Below are 21,973 nucleotides of genomic sequence, written 5' to 3'. Positions count from 1 at the left end.
AAGCGGGCAACGGGCGCCCAAGATTAGAGACGGTGTTTCCGCGGCGTCGCGATTGTCATTGCCATGGCCAGCGCGTTCCCTGTCCAGGTCCGGTTTCCATGAATGCGCTCGATCCGTGCGTATCGCCATTGACGATCAAACCGGCACCCATACTCAAGACGTTCGCCGGGAGGTAAAGAGGTCCAAGCATTTCCGATTGGTAGGAATGCTGTACCTCGTGCCATCCGGAACTCAGCGGAGATGCGCCCGAGCCTTCCCCTCCTGCATAGATCTCGACGTTGCCGAGGGTGATGGCGCCTCCGAGGAACATGGATGCGTTGTCCGTGAACTGGATGCTGTTGCGACCAAATGAGATGTCCGGTGCATTCTCCTGAAGGTCGAGGGCATAACCCAGGTATGAAACGGCATATCCTGCGCCGCCGACGGCCAAACCGATTACCGTATTAGGAAGTGCCCAGATCTTTCCAAGGATCGACCCCCGGCCACTGTTGGCATTCTGAACTGAAGTCCGGAAAGATTCAGAGAAAGCCCCCAGTATGGCGCCGTTGACAAATTTGTCGCCAGAGAGAGCGGACGTGGTTCCTCCAACCAATCCGGCTCGGACGGTCCTTGCAGCCTCGCTGGTAAACTGTGGACCATAGGCGGAACCCGCAGCGCTTGCAGCAGACCCTGCAAAACCGGTCCAGAATTTACCGCCTTCCATTGCCGATCTCGCACCGCCGACAACTCCATGGGCAGCAACAGAGCCGACCTGAGAAGCTGTGCTCAGCTGCTGGCCCGGCGGAACTTGGAAATATTGGCCGATGCCAGCCGAGGCAGCGCCGGAGATCCCTCCTATCACAGCACCCTTTATCGCGCCGGCGAGTACGTCATTGAAATCACCGCCGTAGAGCGCAGCGCCCAGACCTCCTCCCACTGCGCCCGCGGCCATGCCTCCTAATATCCCAGCAGCCAGTGGACCCATCGCCGGTGTCGCTGCGCCGACGGTCACGACTTCCACGATGATCACGACAGCGATAATGACGACCGTGCGCCAGTTCTCTGAAAGCCATTTACCTGCCTCGCTGGCAAAATGACCGATTCCCCGGCCAATCGCGCCAATCGCATCGCCTGCCGCCCGGAAAGGCGACGTTACTGCGTGCCATGCATCCCCAAGCCAGCTTGCCCCGAAGGGGTCGGTCAATCTCAGTGGATTGCCGCGCGCATAGAGGTAGCCGTTGCCCGTTTGAGTGTCGGTGACCATTTGGTTCAGGGAATCGACACCGAGAAATGCAGCGAGCGTCGGGTTGAAGACCCGTCCGTTCATATGCACGAGCTCAAAGTCGTCGACATGTTCGTGCCCGGAGAAACCCCGGTTCCAGGAATTGCCCAGCTTCTGGCCACCGGACGGCGCGTTCGCGTCCGTTATCTTTGCCTCACGCTTTCCCCAAGGATCGTACCAGAATTTTGCGCGTGATCTGCCAGTTTGATCAGTGATGCGTAGGATCGAACCGAGCGGGTCGGCATGAAGATACCAGGTCTCCTGCGTGCTTGTGGTCCCCGCCGTTAGCGGAGCGTCAAACACGGTGTGCGCATACCGGTTGTCGGTCTCGACGACGGCGAATACGCCGGCACCGTTCGAGAGGTAATTTCGATATCGAACGGTACGAGCATGGCCGGCGGCCGCTGTGGGATTGAAGTAGTCATCAATGAACGGCTGGGAATAGTCGACTACTCTCTCAAAGCCCGGCAGATAGAGCGTTTCAATTGTCTGGTCGCCGCGAGTCGAAAGCTGTCTGAAACGTGCACCATTCGGCGAGTAATCAAACCGGCTCCAGAATTTGTCGTTCCGGTAGGCGAGTTTCAGTTCATTGCTCGCCGTGTATTCGAAACTGCCGTCGATGGACCTGATCATATTTCCGTTGAGGTCGTAGGCGTATCTGTGCGTAATTCCGTGGTTCCTGGTTTCCAGCACGCCATGGAACGGTTTGGCCGTTAGGCCGTCTGTTTGTCGCTGGCCCGCCACGTATGTGTAGGTACCGACATCTGTTTTGTCCGTCATGCGGCCGGACGGATCAAAGTGATAGGTAAAGGCACGACCACCGGTTCGAACAAATCGCTTGATCCGATCAAGCTCGTCATATTCAAAAGACTCGTTTTTCCCTTCGACTTTATCGGCGCGTGTTTTGACATTGCCTACGATGTCGTAAGTCAGGTTCAAGTCCAGGACACTGGCACCACCAGCAAAGGTAGATCGGTAGCGCAATGGCTTCAAACTTTTCGCGTCGAACGTTCGAACCGTCGTGACGCGGTTGCCATAAGTCTCAGCGGTGACCCGACCAAATATATCGATTGCGTTTGCGGTCCAGTAAGGCCTGCCTGTTCGGAGATCCGAGACGCCGATTAGGAAGCTTTTGGCATCGTAGTGATTTTCGACCGCGAGAGAGCTTGGATAGACCAGCTTCGACACGCGGCCCAGATTGTCATATTCAGTGGTCGTAACGAATTGTTCGCTGCCGATTTTCACGATGTCGCGGTACGGCCTGCCGAGCGCATCGAATTCAAACGTCTCTTCGTACCCGTTGGAGCTTTTGATTGTCGCCGGCTGACCAATGCCATGCGGCAGCGAGTCATATTCCCATTCTGTTGTTACGTCAGGCAGAACCCGCCGCAGCGGTCGGTCGGCCACATCATAGATTACTGTGGAGATCTGAGATTTGGCGTCGATCTGGCTGCGGATTCGACCGAACGCGTCATAGTCGTAGCGCCAGACACCTAGATCGGGATCGTCCACCATGACCCGATTGCCCAGCTCGTCATAAGCGTAAGTGGTCTTCGCTCCGGTCGGTCCGATCATGGTCCTGATGCGGTCGCCGGAATCATAGGTGTAATTTACAGAACCCTTTGCGTCGGATGCCTGAACAATCAGTTTGCTCATATTCAAAAGGGAGGATGTGCGATGGCCCTGGGCACCTTTGCGATAGGCGCTGCTCGAAAATGGGTGACCGCAGGAAAGCAGAGCGCTTGTGTCATCCACATTGCTCATCAATGCCAGCTGCGCTTTTGGATCAGCGACGACGTCAACTCTTGCTCCCCCCTGTTTCAAACCTCTGTAGAGGGTTTCCGTGCGCAGTCCATCCGGAGCAACGGTGAGGCAAACGCGATTGAGCTGATCATATTCCGTAAACCCCCACGTCGGTGTGGATCCGACCTCGTATGGAAGAGATACCTTTGTCGCATTGCCCATCAGGTCATAGATCGTGTCAGAAAAGACATATCGGGGCGTGCTTCCGGCCGTGGAGAAGGCGTCGGTCACAGCTCTGATCAATTTGCCTTTCCTGTCAAAAATTGCAAAGGACGGCGGGTGGCCCGAACGCTCGGTCTTTATCGCGTAGCCGAAATCAGCAGCGATGTCGGACGCGATGCTGGCGCCGCTGGAAATCGTAGGAAGCTGATCCACCCTGCCGATAAAGACGCTCTGCATTGTCGACATGTCGGGAGAAACCTGACGTACCAGCCGACCAAACGGGTCATAGGCAAACGATGTCGACAAGTAGTTGGCGTCAGTCGATACAAGTGGCTGGCCGGTCACCAGATCGTTCGAGAATGACGTGCTATGTCCGAGCACGTCAACACTTGCTTCAACGAACCTGCCGAGAGAATCAAATTGAACCGTCGTTGCTCGGGTAGGTTCCCCATTCGCGGTGGTGATTTTGCGGGTCAGATTTCCGAATTTGTCTCTTTCGTAGTTGGTTGTGACGGACCGGGCATTTCCGCAGTTTTGCGTTTCCGAGGACAAGAGCCCCGAGCTCGCACTGTAAGTAAACGATGAACACCGAACTTCCTCTGTCCCGCCCGAGTCCGGCCGCGATTTCGTTACCAAGGTTCGCGAAAGACGGCCAAGAAACCATAGATCCGGAAGATCCGCGTACAGGTTGTCGGTTCTAATATAGGAACCGTCCGCAAGACGGTTCTCTGTCCTTTTTACGTTTGCTGATCTCAGGAGGATATTGCCGGCGGGATCGTATTCAAGACTTGTCACGCTTGAGGAAATGGTAAGGCCGTCAAGTTCGTATGTCGTGGTAAACGCCTTGCTCAGACTGGTTTGCCGGATTGTCGGTCCGGCGACCGAATCGTGTTGAAGCGTTTCTCCGCACTCCGACGTCTCAGGAAACGCGGTCTCCGTTATAGGAGGTGAAGGGCTTCCCTCGAAGACCGTCCAGCAGTTTCGCGTTTCGCTGACCTTCCGACCCCAGGCGGTTTTAATCGACGGATCTTCCGGGCAGAGATCCAGGGGAAAATCTTTGTCTTTCGGCCACGCAGCCAGCAGAACGGGATCGACAATGCATGTCGATTGACGTCGAATAGCTGACGAAATTCGGGAGTCCTGGATGAATTCAGTTCTATCGAGAGATTTGCTGACCGTATTCAGGCTTTCGCGCCATTTAAAGCCAAGTGGCCGCAACAAAGCGGGATCGATACGATACCCGCCGTAACGGTAGTAGAAGGGCACAATCTTCCCGTCGCCCTGGTCGACCTCAGCTTTTCTGACAACGTACATTGACGGAGTTGCTGATATAAGACCTGGGTCAGCTGATGCCGGTTCGTAGGCGGAGCGTCCAAGGGGTCCACCTTCCGTTATTCCCGACCGGTCATCTGCGCCGTCCGGCTCCAGCAGAGTCTGATAGAAGACTTTTGTCTTGATTCCATAACCATCCAAGACGGTGTCGACGACATCTGTCCGGCGCGAGTTATTGAGATAAACACGAGGCTGCGCGCCGGCGAAAGCCTGTACAATGTCCGTCAAACCCTTGCCGGTGACACTGAGGAGCCTCGCACCTTGGTCGATGCCGTCCTTGCTTGTGAAGGCAAATTCCGGAACGGCTGCAGCGGGGCCAATGGTGGAAAAGTCAGTGCCATTGTTTAGCAGCAGACCTTTTTCGATCAGCCCATCCGTTCTGGTGCGGGCATAGAGTATGTCAGGATACCCGTCCCCTTTCGTGTCGACTATACGAAATCCCGGATCGCCATCCTGAGCTGAGATTGCGGCCGCGGGCACTTTCCACTGCGCACGCTCGACCCAGCCGGCGCCTGTGCCAAGCCAGGTTTTTGAACAATCGGGGCAATCGCCTTTTGTCATCACGAGATCTGGAATACCGTCGCCATTCAGTTCGGTGAATTGGACGATGGTTTTGGGCTCGCGCATTGCAGCGTCGAGCGCATAGGGTAGCGTGATGCTGTTGTTGGAATCCCATCCCTTTCCGAAGTTGCGCCATACCTTGTTCGTCGTAGCGGGGTCGTGCGGCCATGGGAGGGCATCGATTATGGGATCAGTGAAGTTTGACACGAGACCGGGGAGCGTGTCGCCGGCGATATCCAGGATCTGAACTGACAGATCGATCGAGCGGCCCTGGGGCGTATCGTACTGGGTCACAAATGGGATGGGGGGATCATATCTGCTGTCGCGGGTCCAGTTTTTCCCGTCAAGGACATAGGCTAAGCTCTTTAGCTGGCCGGGAGCGATTGCGCAGCCATAGTCCACCCCGGTCTCCTGATCCGAGTGACATTCCTGCTGTCCTGCAGCGCGGAAGCCGACGAGCACTCCCACACGGTTTTTATCAAGCTTTGTGAACCGCACCCCCATGTCCCCGATGCCGTAGCTCGCCAACGGCATGACTTCGGCAGGAGGCATCAAAGATCGAAGGTCTGGATGTTCGGTCTCAATATCGCTCCAGCGCCGTTTATTCTGCCCATCGGCAACATTCAGATACGCGTGATATGTCAAGACCCCGGCTTTGTCTCGATAGCTGTAGATCATGTCCGACCAGCCATCGTTATCGAGATCGAGGAATTGGACGGGATTTCCCGTGATATCGTCGCCTGCGAAGGGCAGTGGAGGGCATAGGCCGGTTGGATGATTTGGGTCGAGCTGAGCCGCATTGGTGCAATCGCCTGGCTCGCCCGTCCAGCCGGTACCGGTATTGTTGTAGGCACCGCTCAGGATTGTCGGCTGGCCGTTCACCACTGTGCTGCGGCTGAAAATAACGTCAGGGAGGCCCTTGTCATGTAAGCTAACAAACCTGACGCCTAAATCCTGTTTGTCATTACGTGCAAAGGCTAGCGGAGGTGTCAGATCCAGATGGGTTGAAAAGCCAGTCCCAGTGGCGGTGAAAACCTGTCCCCGTTTCCATGCAGGCGTATTCGGAAGTTGAGTGGTCTCGGAAACGAAGACCATATCGGCTCCCCTCACCTCATCCAGGTCACCTACGAAAAACACCGGCGAACGTTGAGCAGCATCCACGATCATCGGCGGCGGGATGAAGCCAGGGGCGCTCACCCAGCCGTTGTTCTGCCACAAATAAGCGTAACGTACCGCACTACCATCAGCGAATACGCGATTTGCGAGAATATCCGACGATTCATCTCCATCAACGTCGCCGACAACCGCGCCTGCGGAACGGCCGGACGAATCCACAATGTCGAATCCGGGTGGTGCGCGGCTCGTCCAGCCATCAGTCCCGGCTACCAGTGTGTCGTGTACGCCCCCGTTCCGAGACGTCGCGATCAACAACCCGTCACATGAGCCCGACGAAGTCTCTATCTGAATGTCTCTGACCGCTTCCGGATCGGTGTCTGCGGCAAAAGGAGGTTTGAACTTTGCGTCGCTTTCTTCTTCCCAGCCATTTGATCCCATGCGGTAGACCGCCCATTCAGGCGCGCCGTTGACGCCAGGTCGCGTTCCAACCAGTGCCGGCTTGCCTTGACCGCAGGAGAAGTCGACTAAATGAAGTGATTTGTTGATCGCGATCGGAGGCTTGTAAGCTGCTCCTAGAGGTTCCCAGCCAACGCCAGGCCCATCGTTTCGCAGGAAGCCGCTTATGCCTTCCGATTCAAAAATCAAATCTGATCCGTTCCCACCCGTCCAGTTTCCGAAACGGTACGAGGCCACGATTTTGCCGTCCCGACTGACGACAAAGGGCAACTTGTATGAGGGATCCGCCACGAATTTGGTGGCGTCGGCGACATAAGAAGAACTTTCCGTCACTCCGCCGACGCTTGAATTTTGCAGGAGATCCGCTCTGCCGTCCCCATTTACATCCCTTACTATTACGCCAAGATCATTACCAAGGTCATCGACGAAAGGAATGGGTGGAGCAAAGCTTGGCGCCGGCGTCCAAAGCGAATTTGACGAGCCGCCTAAACCGTCGTTCTTAAAAGCAAAAGACTTGATACCCGCTTCAGAGCGGTATGAGAACAGAATGTCATTGCCTCGGCTCGCCGGATTTCGAAAATGGGTGAACCGATACGCCTCAGCGACGACACGCTCTGCAAGCACAGCGGATTTCGGAAATGTGTCGCTGACAGTTGTCCAACCATATGAAGGCCGCTCGTAAGTAAATTGGGTCGGCGCCAGTTCGGTCTGATCATCTTGACCGAAAAGGCGAACGCGACTGAGGGTGAAGCGGTTTGCAGAAGCAGTGTCCGAATACTCTAGTATGTAATGAGCTGTCTGTTTCTGGGCGTTCGGCGAACCGTCGAAGGTCGCGACGCATCGTTGGCCCTTCGGAATTCCTGAAGATCCGACGCATGAACGGATGTCGGTCAGTATGTGGTCTCTAACAAGGGATCGCCCGCCCGTGAACACTTCGAGGGGACGCACATTTTTATAGTCGAACGTTACGGATGCATAAGGACGCTGGTCGTCTCGCAAGACGTCATTATCCGCAAGCGATCCATGCCCGGTATAGTTGATGTGGGAGACGTTATACTGACCCTTTCCATTTTGATCGTAATTGAATTCTATAAAGTTTCCTGCGGTGTCGATCGCCAGACTTTCTGCAAAGGCTACGATGGTTCCGTCTGGGAAGCGTACAACGCTGTCGTCGGGCGCCCCGTTCTTGTTCTCGGCATTTCCAAGGAGGATGGTTAATCCCCCTTTTGTTTGTACCTTGAAGTAGGAGTGCTGGAGGTCAGGTCCAATTTGAAAAATTCGGGTTTGGTCGTCGAGTGTCTTCCGAAATTCCACGCGACGGTCCGCTCCCGCCCCTGCGACTGCGACCACGATGATCCGCTGGCCATCGAGATAGAGCGCGTCGTCTTCATCAAACTCCACTCCCCCGCTCTCTCCATCAATGGATTGCTGTTTTGGGCCGCGCGTAATCGATGAGAGTCCGGTCAGGAACCATCCAGCGCCCACGGGACCGGCCGGGGCTTGACTATCATAAGACAGTTGGACTTTGGGTTCGGTTCCGGCGGAACCCGGGGCAATCTTAATTGGAATCGAATAGGCGGCGCTTCCAGAAAGTGTTATATCAAAAGATCCATCAATTGATCCAACCATTTGTGACGCTTCCGCGCAGCAAGAAAGTAGCATGGAAATAATCCAAATATAAAAAACGATTTTTCCCATTTAACAATCCAACCTATAGCTAGGCACAACTGTGCATTTCCTCGCGTTGAGAGGCTTTGAATCTAATGGTATAGTTGACAGGCAATCTTGATAGGCGACAACGCATCGACTCGGAGCGCGCGAACAGGTAAAGCAAGCACGCCAGTATTCCCATTGAAATTTACTACAACTTTACCGAAAGTAAAGATGTTGTTTAAACAATCACATCCATGCGCCCCTGCGTAGGGCGATCATTTCTACACTGGTACGTTTCTTGCGTATTTTTTTGCATTCAACTGCAAGACTCCGGATGTGTTGATTTCAACAAGAAAGCGCGGCACCTAATTTGAGATTTGGCAATTAATTCGGGATATTGGCTTCGATTTTGGCGCTTAACGTGAAATTTGCCGCGGAAGAGAACATGGCTGCCTACAGCCGATCTTCAAGGCTCATTCCAGGCATTAGGGGCGACGATCGCCCGAAGCACCGCCGGCAGGCTTTCAGCGTGGCGCAGCACACCGCGCCACTCGTCCAGCCTTTCGTCCTCGCCCCAGTTGAGATTGTAGATTATCGGATCGGCCGGAGTCCGGCCGCGCTTCCCAGCTCGCGCGATCGCAGCATCCGAGCGATCATGCACCGCATCGATCGCCGCAAGGGCGACCTCGAATAGGTTGGCAACGTCAACACTGCTCACATCTGAGCAACTGACCAGCCTTTTAGGGGCGACGTACGATTGAGATCAATTTCAAGAAATTGTCAGACGACTGGCAATATTGCTGATGACAATCCCAGGTATAGCGATAGTCTAAATAATCGAAATCGAGGGCACCGCGTGAGCTCGCCTGGAAAAAAACAGGAAAAAAAGACGGGACTGCTAGCATGGCTTAGCAGTGTGTATCCCCTTTGCTACCTTGCGATCTACTTTTGCCTTATTCCCGGCTTTGCTGGCCTGTATTATCTGATATCCCCAGATGGGTTCTATGCACCATACGCTCCGAAGGAGGCCAGTTGGTCGGACCGACAAGACGAAGCTACTCTCGTTTTAGGCAAAGTTATATTTCTTCGTGTTCGCGCGAATCTCTGCGATCCTCCCGGACCGTTTGTGAATATCGGCACCACCTGGAAACTTCACCAAGCTCTCGATTCCAAGCCGTTTTGGGCTTTGCCTGCTCATTCGCTCTTCTCGAGGTACTACGCCAACTGCGAATCGTTGGGGCTGAGCCGGCCGATTACCGACGGGCAGACGATACGCGTCACCATTGGAATCGAAATGAAAGAATACCAGCGGACCAGATTATCTCACAATAGGACGGACGCCCCGCTCAGCTATTTTCGTTTCGACGCCGAATGCAATTACACGGAGCGCACTCACCCGCGCAGGGGAGTCTTAGATTGTGCGCTTATTGGTGAGAAAGATACCGACCTTTTAAAGCCGGAGTTTCGTAGTGCGAACCAAGCCCGGAAGTGGGTTGCTGCCGCGGTTTCCGGCAAATTTGTAGTATGGGGCGATGACGTATCAACGCTAACAGACTTCCAAAACGAGTTTGTGGGGACCTCCATGGCTATTGGAAAAGACCGTGGGCGCATGCTCTATCTGAGCGTCGTGATCCTTACGACCCTCGGTCTCGGCGACATCGTTCCTGTAGCGAATGCCTCGCGTCTCTTGGTAGGCTTGGAGGCCACCTCCGGGATATTTATTGCGGGCCTATTTCTCAATGCACTGGCTTGGCGAGCGTCCCAGAAAGCCGATCAGGATGAGGACTCGAAGTGCCCTCATGCCGCGAACCCGCAACCCCAACCAGATGAGGGCCAGCCTCCACCAAATTTGAAGCCCCCCTGACGATGAAGGTCCGAAATGAAAACCTGCCGCGCAGGCCAGGATCTACGCTGATCGTTCCGCCGAGGAGAGACCGTCAACTTCCTGTTAACCACAACATATTGAAACGAAATTCTAAAAGGTGTTAACTGGAAGCAATATCATCATTTACTTCCACTAGTTGGTTCGGCTGATGACTGGTCTCTTAACCATCGATAAGTACTGCTTATCGGAGGTGATTGATCTGGAGGCGCAAATCTGCAAGAATCGATGCGAAGCACGGCCTCAGCGCCGTTGAAAACCGTCGATTCGGAGCGTCGTCATGCCAAAGCCGTCCAGCTCGAAAAATCCTGTCGATCTGCGCGTCGACGCACTCGAAACCATTGCCGCCGTGCTGCCATTGGAGCGCCGCGACGAGCTGGCGGAACTGCTGACCGACCAGGACGTCGAAACACTGCGGCATCTGGTCAACGAAGGCATGGGCGAAAACACGCTTCGCGCTCTGACATCTGACCTTGCCTATTTGCAGGCCTGGTCGCTGGCAGCGACCGGCACGTCCCTCCCCTGGCCGGCTCCAGAAGCGATGCTGCTGAAATTCGTCGCGCACCACCTATGGGATCCGGCAAAGCGTGCCGCCGATCCGCACCACGGCATTCCGGCAGATGTCGACAGCAGCCTACGCGACCAAGGATTTCTGAAAACTGTTGGCCCGCATGCACCCGACACAGTGCGCCGACGTTTGGCAACCTGGTCGACGCTGACCAAGTGGCGCGGCATGACCGGCAACTTCTCCTCCCCTGCCCTCAAGTCCGCCGTCCGGCTTGCCGCGCGGGCCGCGCCGCGACAACGTAGCCGCAAGAGTGCCAAGGCGGTCACCGGCGACGTGCTGGCGAAGATGCTGGCGACCTGCGCATCCGGCAGCCTGCGCGATTTACGCGACCGGGCGATCCTGATGGTTGCCTTCGCCTCCGGCGGTCGCCGGCGCAGCGAGATCGCCGGACTGCGCGTCGAGCAGCTGAGCGTAGAACCGCCAATCACCGTGCCCGACGGCCCTCCCCTCCCCTCTCTCGCTATTCATCTCGGCCGCACAAAAACATCGGGCGCCGATCATGACGAGGTCGTGTATCTCACCGGGCGTCCGGTGGAGGCGCTCAATGCCTGGCTTGAGGCTGCCAAGATCGACAGCGCTGTTGTGTTCCGCAAGGTCGATCGGTGGGGAAATGTTTCGAAGCGGGCGCTGGAGCCGAGCGCTGTCAATGCGGTGGTCAAGCAACGGGCGGCGTTAGCCGGTTTAGAGGCCCGGGAGTTTTCGGCGCACGGGCTTCGGTCAGGCTATCTGACCGAAGCTGCCAATCGCGGCATTCCTCTGCCTGAGGCGATGGAACAGTCTCGCCATAGATCGGTTCAGCAGGCATCTGGCTATTACAACAACGCTACGCGTCGAAGCGGAAAGGCGGCACGAATGTTATAATGTGATTTGAAAGTGTCTGCCGCTCCCCACACGGCGACTTTCATTTATCAATGGCAAGTCCGCGGCGCGGTATGGGCGATCAAGGGAGTATGTCCCAAGAAGCCAACCGCGACCCAATCAACGGGTACCATTTCATAGTCCGTTTGTGCAGGCTTGCCTTTATCAGAATACGCACCTCACTTGTTCCTCGACCGCTTAGCGCGAATCTTAAATCCAGCGCCCTCCCCCTGTTGAATGTCAAACTGGTTCGTCTTCCGAACGAGATCGCTGAGTTTCTTGAAGCCGAAGGTTCTCGGATCGAAATCTGGTGCCAAGTTTAGCAATTGTTTTCCGACAGTGCCGAGATTGACCCAGCCATCATCGGCATCCTCCTGCGACAGCACCTTCTTGATCAACGGAACTGCCGCGCTCGGCGGCTGCAAGGGCTTGTCGGTCGAAGCCGCATCGCCTTCGTCTTTGGCCTTTCCCGGCAGCAAATTCTCTGTGTAGACGAACCGGCGGCACGCCTGGCGGAAACTCTCCGGCGTCTTCTGCTCGCCAAACCCGAAGACATCTATCCCCTGTTCCCTGATGCGGGCCGCCAACCGGGTAAAATCACTGTCTGAGGAAACAAGGCAGAAGCCATCGAACCGGCCGCTATGCAACAGATCCATCGCATCGATTACCAAAGTGATGTCCGAGGCATTTTTGCCCGTCGTGTAAGCGAACTGTTGCTGCGGAATGATGGCATGTTTTGACAGGACGTCGGCCCAGCCCTTAGATTTAGTGCCCGAGAAATCTCCGTATATCCGACGCACACTTGCCTCACCGATCTTGGCGACTTCCTCAAACAATCCATCGGCGATCTTGGACGAGGCGTTGTCGGCATCTATCAAGACCGCCAGTCGCGGTGACCGGATTTCAGCTGGCATTTCGGTCTCCTTTTCAGCAGCGGTTGGACGTTATCAGCAGGATCGTGTGCACGCAGTCAAGCCGGCTCGTCACGGATGGGGCTGATCCACTATGAGCGGACCCCGTTCGACAGAGTGGCCTCTGCGATACGGCGAGCATGGAACCATGCCGCGCGCGAAATCGCAGTAGGAGGTGATTCTCGCGATTGAACCGTCGGGTTTGTGAGGATGAGACACATGTCGGGCCACGGCCAGCCCAAAATGGGTCCAGGGCCCCTTTTGGTTGAAAGAATCCAGTGTACGGCCGAAATCCACGGTCGGCGACGTGGCGTCGATAACCGCTTGTTCTCGAAGAACAATATGAGGATCTCCTGGCGCAAGCGACCAGCAGCGTTAAGGATTTGTTAACCCTAAATAGCTTGCCAGCCTGTTAGAATCGATGCTTATTGTCAGCAGCGGAGTGATTAGGAAATTCCGTTCAGAAGCGCTATTTCAAGAAATCAGGTCCGGGGATGCCCAAAATCGCTGCACAATTACCGCCAAAAGAAGAAGACCTGATGGGCTTGATTGAACGCCATTCTCGTTCCTTGTCGGCGCAACTGCAAGAGCATCAGCTCGCGACTTTTCCCCCCACGGCGGAAAAAGGCATCCGCACCTTTCAGCCGGCAGAGGCGGCAAAACTGGTCGGCGTGAAAGAAGTATATCTCCGTCAGCTCGCAAACGAGCTAGAGGGTCTTGAGGTCAGCACCAGTCCGACCGGCCGCCGGTCATATTCTGTCGAGGACATGCACAAGATCCGCAAGCATCTCGACCAGGTGGGCCGTGGCAATCGCCGCTATCTCCCACACCGTCGCGACGATGAAGCGTTGCAGGTTATCTCGGTCATGAATTTCAAAGGCGGTTCCGGAAAGACGACAACTGCCGCTCACCTCGCTCAATATCTTGCTCTGCGAGGCTACCGCGTACTCGCCATCGATCTTGACCCCCAGGCTAGCCTGTCGACTCTCTTTGGCAACCAACCCGAGACAGATGTCGGTGCAAACGAGACGCTCTACGGTGCGATACGCTACGACGACGCCCGTCCAATGGGCGAAATCGTCCGCGCCACCTATATTCCCGATCTTCATCTGATCCCAGGCAATCTCGAGCTGATGGAGTTCGAACACGATACGCCGCGCGCGCTGATGAAGCGGAAGGTCGGCGATACGATGTTCTTCCACCGGATCAGCGAAGTGCTCGACCAGGTGGCGCCGAATTACGACGTCGTCGTGATCGATTGCCCGCCGCAGCTCGGCTATCTCACGCTATCAGCCCTGACCGCGGCAACGTCTGTTTTGATCACCGTGCATCCACAGATGCTCGACGTGATGTCGATGAACCAGTTCTTGTCGATGACCTCGGACCTGCTTCGGGAGATCTCCTCCCACGGCGCGCGCTTCGATTATAACTGGATGCGCTATCTCGTGACGCGTTTCGAGCCGAGTGACGGGCCACAGAACCAGATGGTCGGCTATTTGCGGGCTATTTTCGGGGAAAATGTCCTGAATTTCCCGATGCTGAAGACGACGGCCGTCTCGGATGCGGGACTGACGAACCAGACCCTTTTCGAAGTTGAAAGAGGCCAATTCACCCGCGCCACCTACGATCGCGCGTTGGAGGCGATGAACAACGTCAACGATGAGATCGAATCGCTGATCAAGAAAGCATGGGGAAGAAAACCATGAGCAGGAAGGATATCCTCCGGGCCCCGATACCATCAGGTGCCGTCGCAGCGCCGGTTGAAAGACCAGTTAAGAGCCGAAGCATTCTCCCACTGCTCGGCACAGCCCCAACCGAAGGGGCAACGCCGGCATCGTCTCGTCTCACCAGCCAGGTTGGAGGCGCTTTCGCAGAGGGCAAGGCGCGTTTTGAGCGTGCCGAAGAAATTGAAAGGCGCCTGGCTGAAGGCCAAACCATCATCGAGCTCGACACCGATACGATCGATCCGTCTTTCGTTCAGGACCGTATGCCGGGCGAAATTGATGGCCTTGTTGAAGCAATCCGTGAACAAGGCCAGCAGATACCAATCCTCGTGCGCCCGCATCCGGAAACGCCGGGGCGGTACCAAGTCGCATTCGGACACCGTCGACTGCGTGCGGTCACGGAACTAAACCGTCCCGTCAGGGCGATCGTCAGGGACTTGACCGACGAGCAACTCGTTATTGCCCAGGGCCAGGAAAATAATGAGCGCCAAGACCTCACATTCATCGAAAAGGCCCGCTTCGCCTCTCGGCTGAACGAGCAATTTTCGAGAGATGTCGTGATGGCGGCTTTGTCCATTTACAAAAGCGATCTGTCGAACATGCTGTCGGTCGTGGCCCGCATTCCCACGGATATTATCGATGCCATCGGCTCGGCGCCCGGGATCGGGCTGAAAAGTTGGGTGGGTCTCGCCGATCTTGTGGGGCGCGACAGTGACCTTGAGCAGGCCTCGACCTTCTTGCGATCGGCGGAGGCGAAAGCCCTGCCCTCACCCGACCGGTTCAAGTCGCTTGTCGCCCACCTTAAACCGGCACTAGCAAAGCGAGGCCTTCCAGACCTTTTGACGACGCCCGCGGGCGTGCGTCTGGCGCAGGTGACGAAGAGCAAAACAAAGTTGGACCTCTCGATCGATCGACGCGAGATGCCTGATTTCGCAACCTTCGTCCTTGAACGATTGCCCGCACTTTTTGAGGAGCATCGCTCCAAGAGCGACGCTACAGACCAGTTGAACAACGGAGATTAAGCGGAAAAAGAAAAAGGCCCCCAAAACGTCGCCGTCGTGGAAACCTCTTTCAGATCTAAGCACCCTGAGAATCGCACTTCCACGAATATTCGTCAAGAGTCTTGGCGCCGATTTGGTGAGCCGATTTCTTTTGCCTTTTGAAAGGTGAAAGACGATGCAGACTGGAAGTGTGACGACGCCCTTTGGGCGGCGGCCGATGACGCTCGCTCTTGTGAAGCGGCAGCTTGCCACAAACGAGATTAAGGCCGGCAAATCGGTCGAGAAGTGGAAGGTTTTCCGGGACGCTTCCGAAGCACGGGAAGAGCTTGGTCTGCAGTCCAACAGCCTCGCTGTTCTTGACGCGCTGCTGAGTTTCTACCCGGAAAACGAATTGCGCCAGGACGCACAATTGGTCGTGTTTCCTTCAAACGCACAATTGATTCTTCGCGCCCACGGCATGGCCGGGGCGACACTTCGTCGCCATCTTGCATTGCTCGTGGAATGCGGACTGATCGTCCGGAAAGACAGCGCCAACGGCAAACGTTACGCTCGGAAGAATGGCGCTGGCGAGATCGAGAACGCGTTCGGGTTCGACCTGTCGCCAATCCTTGCCCGATCGGAAGAGTTGGCCCTCGTCGCGCAGAAAGTCGTCGCGGCGCGTTCGGCCTTCAGGAAAGCCAAGGAGAACCTGACTATTTGCCGCAGGGACGTTCGAAAGCTTATTTCGGCGGCAATGGAGGAGGGCGCCGACGGCAACTGGGCCGCTGTTGAAGCAATGTACGTAGAGCTTGTCGGCCGCATTCCGCGCTCTCCAACCATGACAGACGTAACAGATATTCTCGACGAGATGGAGATCCTTCGCGAAGAGGTCCTTAATCAATTGGATAATCAGTCGAATTCACATTTTAATAGCACCAATGCTGCTCATGTTGAGCAGCACATACAGAATTCAAATCCCGAATCCTTCAATGAACTTGAACCTAGCTCTGAAAAAGAGCAGGGCGCAAAGCCGAGCAAGTCCGGCAGGGCAGGTGTTGAACCGCTAAAAGCTTTCCCGCTTGGTATTGTGCTGAAGGCCTGCCAGCAGATGGCCGACTACGGGCCCAGCGGAGCAGTGGGAAGCTGGCGAGACCTCATGTCGGCCGCCGTAGTGGTCAGATCAATGCTGGGGATCAGCCCGTCCGCCTATCAAGATGCCTGCGAGGTCATGGGACCGGAAAACGCAGCGGTCGCCGTTGGTTGTATTCTTGAGCGCGCAAGTCTGATCAATTCGCCAGGCGGTTATCTGCGGGACCTGACGCGGCGAGCGGGGAGGGGTGAGTTTTCTCTCGGCCCGGTTGTCATGGCATTACTTCGTAACAACGGCGAGAAGGCCCTGCATGCGGTGTAATTCGTGTTAGTTGCGACTAACCGGCCTAAGCATTTGAAAAGTCGGGAATATTAGCTGATAGCGATGGCGATCCACGACTACGGCAGATAATGCCACCTGTGCAGGGCGAGACGTGCCTTATTATAGCGCGTGCGGGGCAATTTCAATCCGACGTATGAGGACAAAATCCGCATAAGGGCGTCTCTTTTTAATGGACGGGTTCTCTATTCTGAAGTGCTGTTCCGGTGAACCGCTGTTAGTTGCGACTAACCACGTCAAGATACTGAAAATTCGGAGTTTTTGGGTACCTGGCCTTGGCCCCGGAGGATTTCTCACCAACAGCGCGCCGCCGTGGCCGTCGTCGACCGGCGGGCTCTTCGGACGCAACCACCAACTTTGTTCATACGGTTAAAGACGACAGAGACGGCATTGAATTCCCAATAGCGAATACCCAGCGCTGGGCGCGGGTTATCGGATGTGGTGCGAATAGGCGCACTTGTGGCGAACTGTGTGTGACCCCGCGGGCAAAGCATCGTCCGACTGCTCCGCGAAGCCCAGCATGTACACGGGGACTACGCGCAAGTAAGCCCTCGCCCGATCCGTTCCTAATTGCGACGAAGAGACTTGGAGTAAATCCCGCCCTATGCCTCGCGTTAGAAGATTCCTTCATTTCCCAGTTCTTCAAAAAAGCGTGCCGGGTGCGATCCCGGAACATGGCGGAACGTGACGTGGGACTCGCTTTGGAATTCGATGACGAATTTTGTTTGGCTGTCGCCTTCGCCATATGAGGCCATCAAGGCGAGGACATCGGCGTCCAAATTACTGGGGAACTGAGCTACCCCGAAAGAAAGCGGCTTGGGAATGCTGTCACCGTCGGGAGCAGGATTCTCTGCGCAAGCTCCGCCAGGCAGTGCAGCGCCAGCCAAGACGATCAAAGCGGAGCGTCGTGTAATCATTCCATTCTCCGAAAAGAGAGCGTGTCGCGCTTCTCAGGGGCGATTAATTTGCGGCTGGCATGACATCGCAGAAATCGACCATTTCCCGATAGATGAATTCGTCGTTTGTTTCATGAAAATGTTTTCAGCAAGTTAAATCCCTCTTGGAATTCACCGCTCTCGTCGCCCGCGCCATCGGCCGGTTGGCGTGCTGACGGGATGCTGACGAATATCGAGTTGGCCGACAATAACGCGGATTCTCGCCGCCAATGCCGATCTCACAGCCGTCCTTACACTCTCGACAGAAAGGGCTCTTGACTCCTTCTTCGAAAAGAACAAAATGGAAACATCCCTGAGGCGGTCGATACATGCGAACACGGAGGATTCCGCGTGCCTACGATTTTGTTCAGAAACGATCAGCACGTCTCGCCGAACGATGTCATGAAAATCGCGGTCTACGCGGAGCACGTCGGCAGGCAGTGCTATGACGTTTTCGTGGAAGACGGTTCGAGGTCTCGGTCGGAAGCTCTGTCGCGTCAAGCGCGAGATGTATCCGATGCGCTCGATTTCGGTGACAAGCCGTACTTCTCGCCGGAGACGACGAAGAAGATTCTTGAGCTTCGCGATGCAGTCTGGGGCATGTGCTTCGACTATTTCGGCGAGCGCGGCCACATGGGCAAATCAACCGATCTGCTCAGAATGGACCAGGACGTGGAAGAAGTCCTGGACAAGCTCGTTGTCTACCACCTGTCTCCCAACGAGATCGAAGAGGCTGAGGCTGATTGGGCGCATGAAGCGGAGTTCTTTGCAAACGAAGGAACTGACCCTGGCATCGGCGACGACACGAGGCCTCAGGGGAGCATTTGACGTCTCGTCAGGAATGCATAGGCTATCCCGAACGCGAAGGGGAGGTCGTTGCCCGATGTGCAATCTCTACCGCATGGAAGACAAGGATTGGGTCAGCAAATGGGCTCAAGACGTCGAGAGCCTGATCAACCTGATGCCCGCTTATCAAATGAACCCGGACCAGATGGGACCAATCGTCCGCAACACAGCCGATGGCCGCAAGCAGCTTGTGCACGCGCGGTGGGGATTGCCATCGCCGTTTTTCGCGATCAAGCAGACGGCTGAAGCCCGAGCCGAAAAATTGCGGCAGAAGGCCAAGCCGGTCGATATGGAGATGCTCATCCGGATGGAGCCGGATAAGGGCACCACAAATATCCGAAATCTCAATCTGCCGCACTGGAAGAAGTGGTTCGGTGTCCAGAGCCGTTGCATCGTGCCGGTGACCAGCTTCGCCGAGCCGGACCCGGCCAGCAAAGAGGACGGCGGAAACACGCCGAACGCCTGGTTTGCTCGCGATGAAAACGGGCCGCTGATGTTCTTCGCTGGTATTCACGTTCCGCAATGGCAAAGCGTCCGGAAGGTCAAGGACGGCCTGACGAGCGACGACCTCTACGCCTTCCTAACGACCGACCCGAATGACGTGCCCGTGTTGCGGTTGACGAAAGAGGAAACGGAGGTCTGGTTGCGAGCGCCATGGGACGAAGCGAAAGCGCTCGCCCGGCCGCTTGCGAACGACCGAATCCAAGTCGGGGGAGTTGTTGCCGCAGGCCGACGACGTTTGACGACTTGTAGACACGATAAATAACGCGGATAAGACTTCTGCCGGCCCGAACTTCCGTTCGCGAGGCAGTATTTGAAGAAAGATGTGTTGCGCCAACTCGGTTTAATCATGATGCTGGTTGGTTTGACTGGAACCTTGATCGGTTTCCTGGGTTCCTTCTCCCCATGGGCCTTGGATTTTAACTCTGGCTTTTTCCCTATTCCTCGTGGAAGGCACTTATCTTGAATTGTTATTTGTGTACTTGCTTGTGCTGTCTTTCTTGCTTTGGTTCTTCGGGGCCTTGATTCGAAACTCTCGGCCGTCGCGGCCGAGTGAACGTGAGTTTTAACGGGGCTGCCATTAACTGAGCATTCAAAACCACTGACCAGAATCGCAATCGAAGGTCCAACAGGTGCCGACCAGGCAACGTACCTCAGGCTCCACAAAACCGACGAGATTGGTGATCAAGCCCGGATCATCCTGCATGCCCCACGACAGTTCAACACGCTGATTGCAGAGCGCAATTGCGCTGCTATCGGGGTGAGGGAATTGTGCTGCTATCTCTTGAGATTCCGCCAACACATGGCTTGCGATGGTCAATCGAATGTCCAATTCAGCCGGTGCCCCGATTTTCAAGTGATGCGAACTGATCTGCTGACGGGGTTCCTGATATTTGGTCAGTGCCGTCCGAAGTAGGGCCAGATCGTCAAAGCCGTCACGAAAAAGGATCATCCAGGAGAAACGTGGCATCGAAATCACGCCAAAAGGGGCCACGGTGTCTTTGATTGTTGCTGGCACGCTCTTGCGTTTTAGGAAGTCGAATAGTTGCATGCCGCCCTCTTTTCCGGAATCCTTCGGTGACCGTGTTCCTGAGCGTATCCCGGTTTTAGACAACAAAGCGTTGTGTCGTCGAGCGACCGCAGAACTGAGGCAAAGGCTCGCACCGTCGCCGCATATGCAATCAGTTCGCATGCCGACTGGTCACCCTGACATAGTAGCCGTCGGGATCGGAAAGGCGAAAATCGAGAAGTCCCCATGGCTGTTGCGCAGGGTCGGAAACTGGCCAGCCACTCTCCTTCGCCGTTCGATAGGCTTCTTCGATATCAGCGACGCTCAGGACGATCTCGATGCCGAGCCCCGCTTTCTCGCCGGTTTCGAGCCGCAACGGATGATCATTCGAAAGGGCGCTTCGCGAATTGATCGCGATCACGGCTTCACCGTTTGTCAGCAGGGTGTATCCCGTGCTTGCCGAGCCCTGCACGTCGAAGCCCAAAACCCGCCGATAGAAATCGACCGATGTCTCAGGCGCTTCGACAAATAGTTCCAATCTCAGCTGCAATCGGTGCCTTTTTGTCGCTTCCTCCCCAGTTGTCATCGGTGAACGACAGTTAGCGCGGCGATTCCCGCCTCATCAGCGGCACGCAAAAACGCGTCCCAAAATTGCTCCGGGGCGATCTGACCACTGATCGCGTCGACGCAAGCCTTTACCGCAGTCACATATTCTTCGCCATCATCGGAAGGCCAGTCCTTGATCAGGACATACGCTGCGTCGCCAAGCGTGCGTATGATCTTGTGCGCTGGCTGACCGCGTAGAGCAAGTCCAACGGGCGTGAAAGCCGACGATGTGTCCCAGTTCATTGTCCTCGACCCCCCAGGCAGGGATGGCAAACCAGAAGGGCAATATACGCGTGTATTCAAAATTCGTAATTGACGATTGGTTACCCGGCGTGACCGTGTGTGAAGGTATTCTGCCGGAGGAGTGGGCGCACTTCGATTTCGTATCGGAGCGCCCTAAGCCGCATCGGCCTTTGTTGCGATGATGGCCGACGGCAGGACGACCGAATGACGAGGTTCTGGTCAGATTGCATCTGCGGCCTCATGGCCAGCACATCGATTCACTGTCATCTGTTTGAAATCCAAGGAGCATTGAGGCCGAGACCGCGTCGGACACGGTCGTCGCAACAGTATCGGACGCACCGCGCCGTATATCGACGCCCGCATTGAACGGGCGCTCGATGCGTAACGTGCGGGACGCGAGGTTGGCCTCCCCTTTGTTTTCTGGCTGAATTCCCCCGGTAGTTTCGAACGCGGGTTACGGCTCGTTACATCGTTGAGCGGCATTTCTTCCTAGAGCATCGTAGGCGCCTGTGAAGGTACGCTCCAAGCCGCATTGCAGCTGGATCGTCACCGGGCGGGTCCATGAGATCGATTTCCTGGAAAACGAATGGCCTTTGCGGCATGGCGAGCGCCACGAGCGCGCAGTGAAGACACCTGCCGTGGCGCATTGATTGGAGTCGTGCCCACTGTCATAGCCCGCGAGGCGTTCATCGCCGCTTGTTTCGAGGTCGGGATGCCAACGGTCATGACGCCGAAGAAGACGATGCCGAAGCCGCGGCCAATGCCAGCCGCGGGCGGTGTCGATCTAGACGTCAGCCTCTTGGGCTCGAGATGGGCGATCGGCAGCGTCGTCCAAGACGCCAGCGGTCTTAACTTCATCGATGGGTGGCAAATCGATGCTCGCGTCAGCGGCATTGTGTGACACCGGAACCGGCTTAAAACTTTGTCCGAAAGAGGAATTCCCTCGTCGTGCTTTTCGATCCGCCGATCGGTGGGCAAGGAGTTCGTTATAGCGTTGACGCATGTCCTGGATGTCGATCTCGCCTTCGATCCAGAGCTCAACCAGGGTCATGTACTCCACGTCGTCGTCAATTGGCATCCCGCGCTCACGAGCGCGAGCGATGGTGCGCTCCGCAATTGACCTTCGCGACTGCATGA

Annotated in this window: 14 protein-coding genes and 2 pseudogenes; 8 read left to right on the top strand and 8 right to left on the bottom strand. The window is 55.9% G+C overall.

The features are described 5' to 3' along the window. Positions 1–55 precede the first annotated feature (55 nt). Complete coding sequence (locus HJB83_RS03620; RefSeq protein ID WP_221159485.1) at positions 56–8,389, bottom strand: RHS repeat domain-containing protein; 8,334 nt, start codon at positions 8,387–8,389, stop codon at positions 56–58. Between the two features lie 427 nt (positions 8,390–8,816). Then, positions 8,817–9,050: pseudogene (locus HJB83_RS03615) on the bottom strand (DUF1612 domain-containing protein); the annotation flags it as partial. Between the two features lie 420 nt (positions 9,051–9,470). Here HJB83_RS03615 and HJB83_RS34555 point away from each other — a divergent pair. Together HJB83_RS34555 and HJB83_RS03605 are read left to right on the top strand one after the other, a co-directional pair. Continuing rightward, complete coding sequence (locus tag HJB83_RS34555) at positions 9,471–10,208, top strand: potassium channel family protein (RefSeq protein WP_221159484.1); 738 nt, start codon at positions 9,471–9,473, stop codon at positions 10,206–10,208. 298 nt (positions 10,209–10,506) lie between these two features. After that, positions 10,507–11,655, top strand: a complete 1,149-nt coding sequence (locus tag HJB83_RS03605) for a site-specific integrase (RefSeq protein ID WP_221159483.1) — start codon at positions 10,507–10,509, stop codon at positions 11,653–11,655. Positions 11,656–11,831: 176 nt separating this feature from the next. Here HJB83_RS03605 and HJB83_RS03600 read toward each other — a convergent pair whose 3' ends face one another. Continuing rightward, positions 11,832–12,566, bottom strand: coding sequence for an NYN domain-containing protein (locus HJB83_RS03600; RefSeq protein WP_221159482.1), 735 nt, complete (start codon positions 12,564–12,566; stop codon positions 11,832–11,834). Positions 12,567–13,057: 491 nt separating this feature from the next. On the opposite strand from HJB83_RS03600, the gene repA reads away from it, so the two are divergent. The 3 genes from repA (at position 13,058) to repC (ending at position 16,678) form a co-directional block, all read left to right on the top strand. After that, on the top strand, positions 13,058–14,269 hold the full coding sequence (repA, locus tag HJB83_RS03595; protein WP_207586079.1) for a plasmid partitioning protein RepA: 1,212 nt from the start codon (positions 13,058–13,060) through the stop codon (positions 14,267–14,269). Beyond that, positions 14,266–15,309 carry a plasmid partitioning protein RepB gene (gene repB / locus HJB83_RS03590; protein WP_221159481.1) on the top strand — a complete coding sequence of 348 codons (1,044 nt, stop codon included), beginning with the start codon at positions 14,266–14,268 and terminating at the stop codon, positions 15,307–15,309. The genes repA and repB overlap by 4 nt, the downstream gene beginning before the upstream one ends. 154 nt (positions 15,310–15,463) lie before the next feature. Then, positions 15,464–16,678: a plasmid replication protein RepC gene (gene repC / locus HJB83_RS03585; protein WP_221159480.1), complete on the top strand. Its 1,215-nt coding sequence runs from the start codon at positions 15,464–15,466 to the stop codon at positions 16,676–16,678. A gap of 632 nt (positions 16,679–17,310) precedes the next feature. Here repC and HJB83_RS03580 read toward each other — a convergent pair. After that, positions 17,311–17,613: a hypothetical protein gene (locus HJB83_RS03580; RefSeq protein WP_221159479.1), complete on the bottom strand. Its 303-nt coding sequence runs from the start codon at positions 17,611–17,613 to the stop codon at positions 17,311–17,313. Positions 17,614–17,982: 369 nt separating this feature from the next. On the opposite strand from HJB83_RS03580, the gene HJB83_RS03575 reads away from it, so the two are divergent. Then, positions 17,983–18,459, top strand: coding sequence for a hypothetical protein (locus HJB83_RS03575; protein WP_221159478.1), 477 nt, complete (start codon positions 17,983–17,985; stop codon positions 18,457–18,459). 55 nt (positions 18,460–18,514) lie between these two features. After that, entirely contained in the window at positions 18,515–19,243 is a 729-nt protein-coding gene (locus HJB83_RS03570) for an SOS response-associated peptidase family protein (RefSeq protein WP_221159477.1), read from the top strand. Positions 19,244–19,570: 327 nt separating this feature from the next. Here HJB83_RS03570 and HJB83_RS03565 read toward each other — a convergent pair whose 3' ends face one another. The 3 genes from HJB83_RS03565 to HJB83_RS03555 form a co-directional block, all read right to left on the bottom strand. Continuing rightward, positions 19,571–20,029: a hypothetical protein gene (locus tag HJB83_RS03565; protein ID WP_221159476.1), complete on the bottom strand. Its 459-nt coding sequence runs from the start codon at positions 20,027–20,029 to the stop codon at positions 19,571–19,573. Positions 20,030–20,159: 130 nt separating this feature from the next. Continuing rightward, positions 20,160–20,537, bottom strand: a complete 378-nt coding sequence (locus tag HJB83_RS03560) for a VOC family protein (protein ID WP_221159475.1) — start codon at positions 20,535–20,537, stop codon at positions 20,160–20,162. 32 nt (positions 20,538–20,569) lie between these two features. Continuing rightward, on the bottom strand, positions 20,570–20,836 hold the full coding sequence (locus HJB83_RS03555) for a DUF982 domain-containing protein (RefSeq protein WP_207586070.1): 267 nt from the start codon (positions 20,834–20,836) through the stop codon (positions 20,570–20,572). A 509-nt stretch (positions 20,837–21,345) separates the two neighbouring features. Here HJB83_RS03555 and HJB83_RS03550 point away from each other — a divergent pair. Continuing rightward, positions 21,346–21,596, top strand: a pseudogene (locus HJB83_RS03550) (DUF982 domain-containing protein); the annotation flags it as partial. Positions 21,597–21,620: 24 nt separating this feature from the next. Here the strand turns inward: HJB83_RS03550 and HJB83_RS03545 are convergent. Further along, on the bottom strand, positions 21,621–21,971 hold the full coding sequence (locus tag HJB83_RS03545) for a hypothetical protein (RefSeq protein ID WP_221159539.1): 351 nt from the start codon (positions 21,969–21,971) through the stop codon (positions 21,621–21,623). Positions 21,972–21,973: the final 2 nt, after the last annotated feature.

The sequence above is a fragment of the Rhizobium sp. NZLR11 genome, from assembly GCF_019685115.1.
GTDB lineage: Bacteria > Pseudomonadota > Alphaproteobacteria > Rhizobiales > Rhizobiaceae > Rhizobium.
Note: the sequence above shows the minus strand (reverse complement) of the source record. Positions and strands in the feature narration are given on the sequence as shown.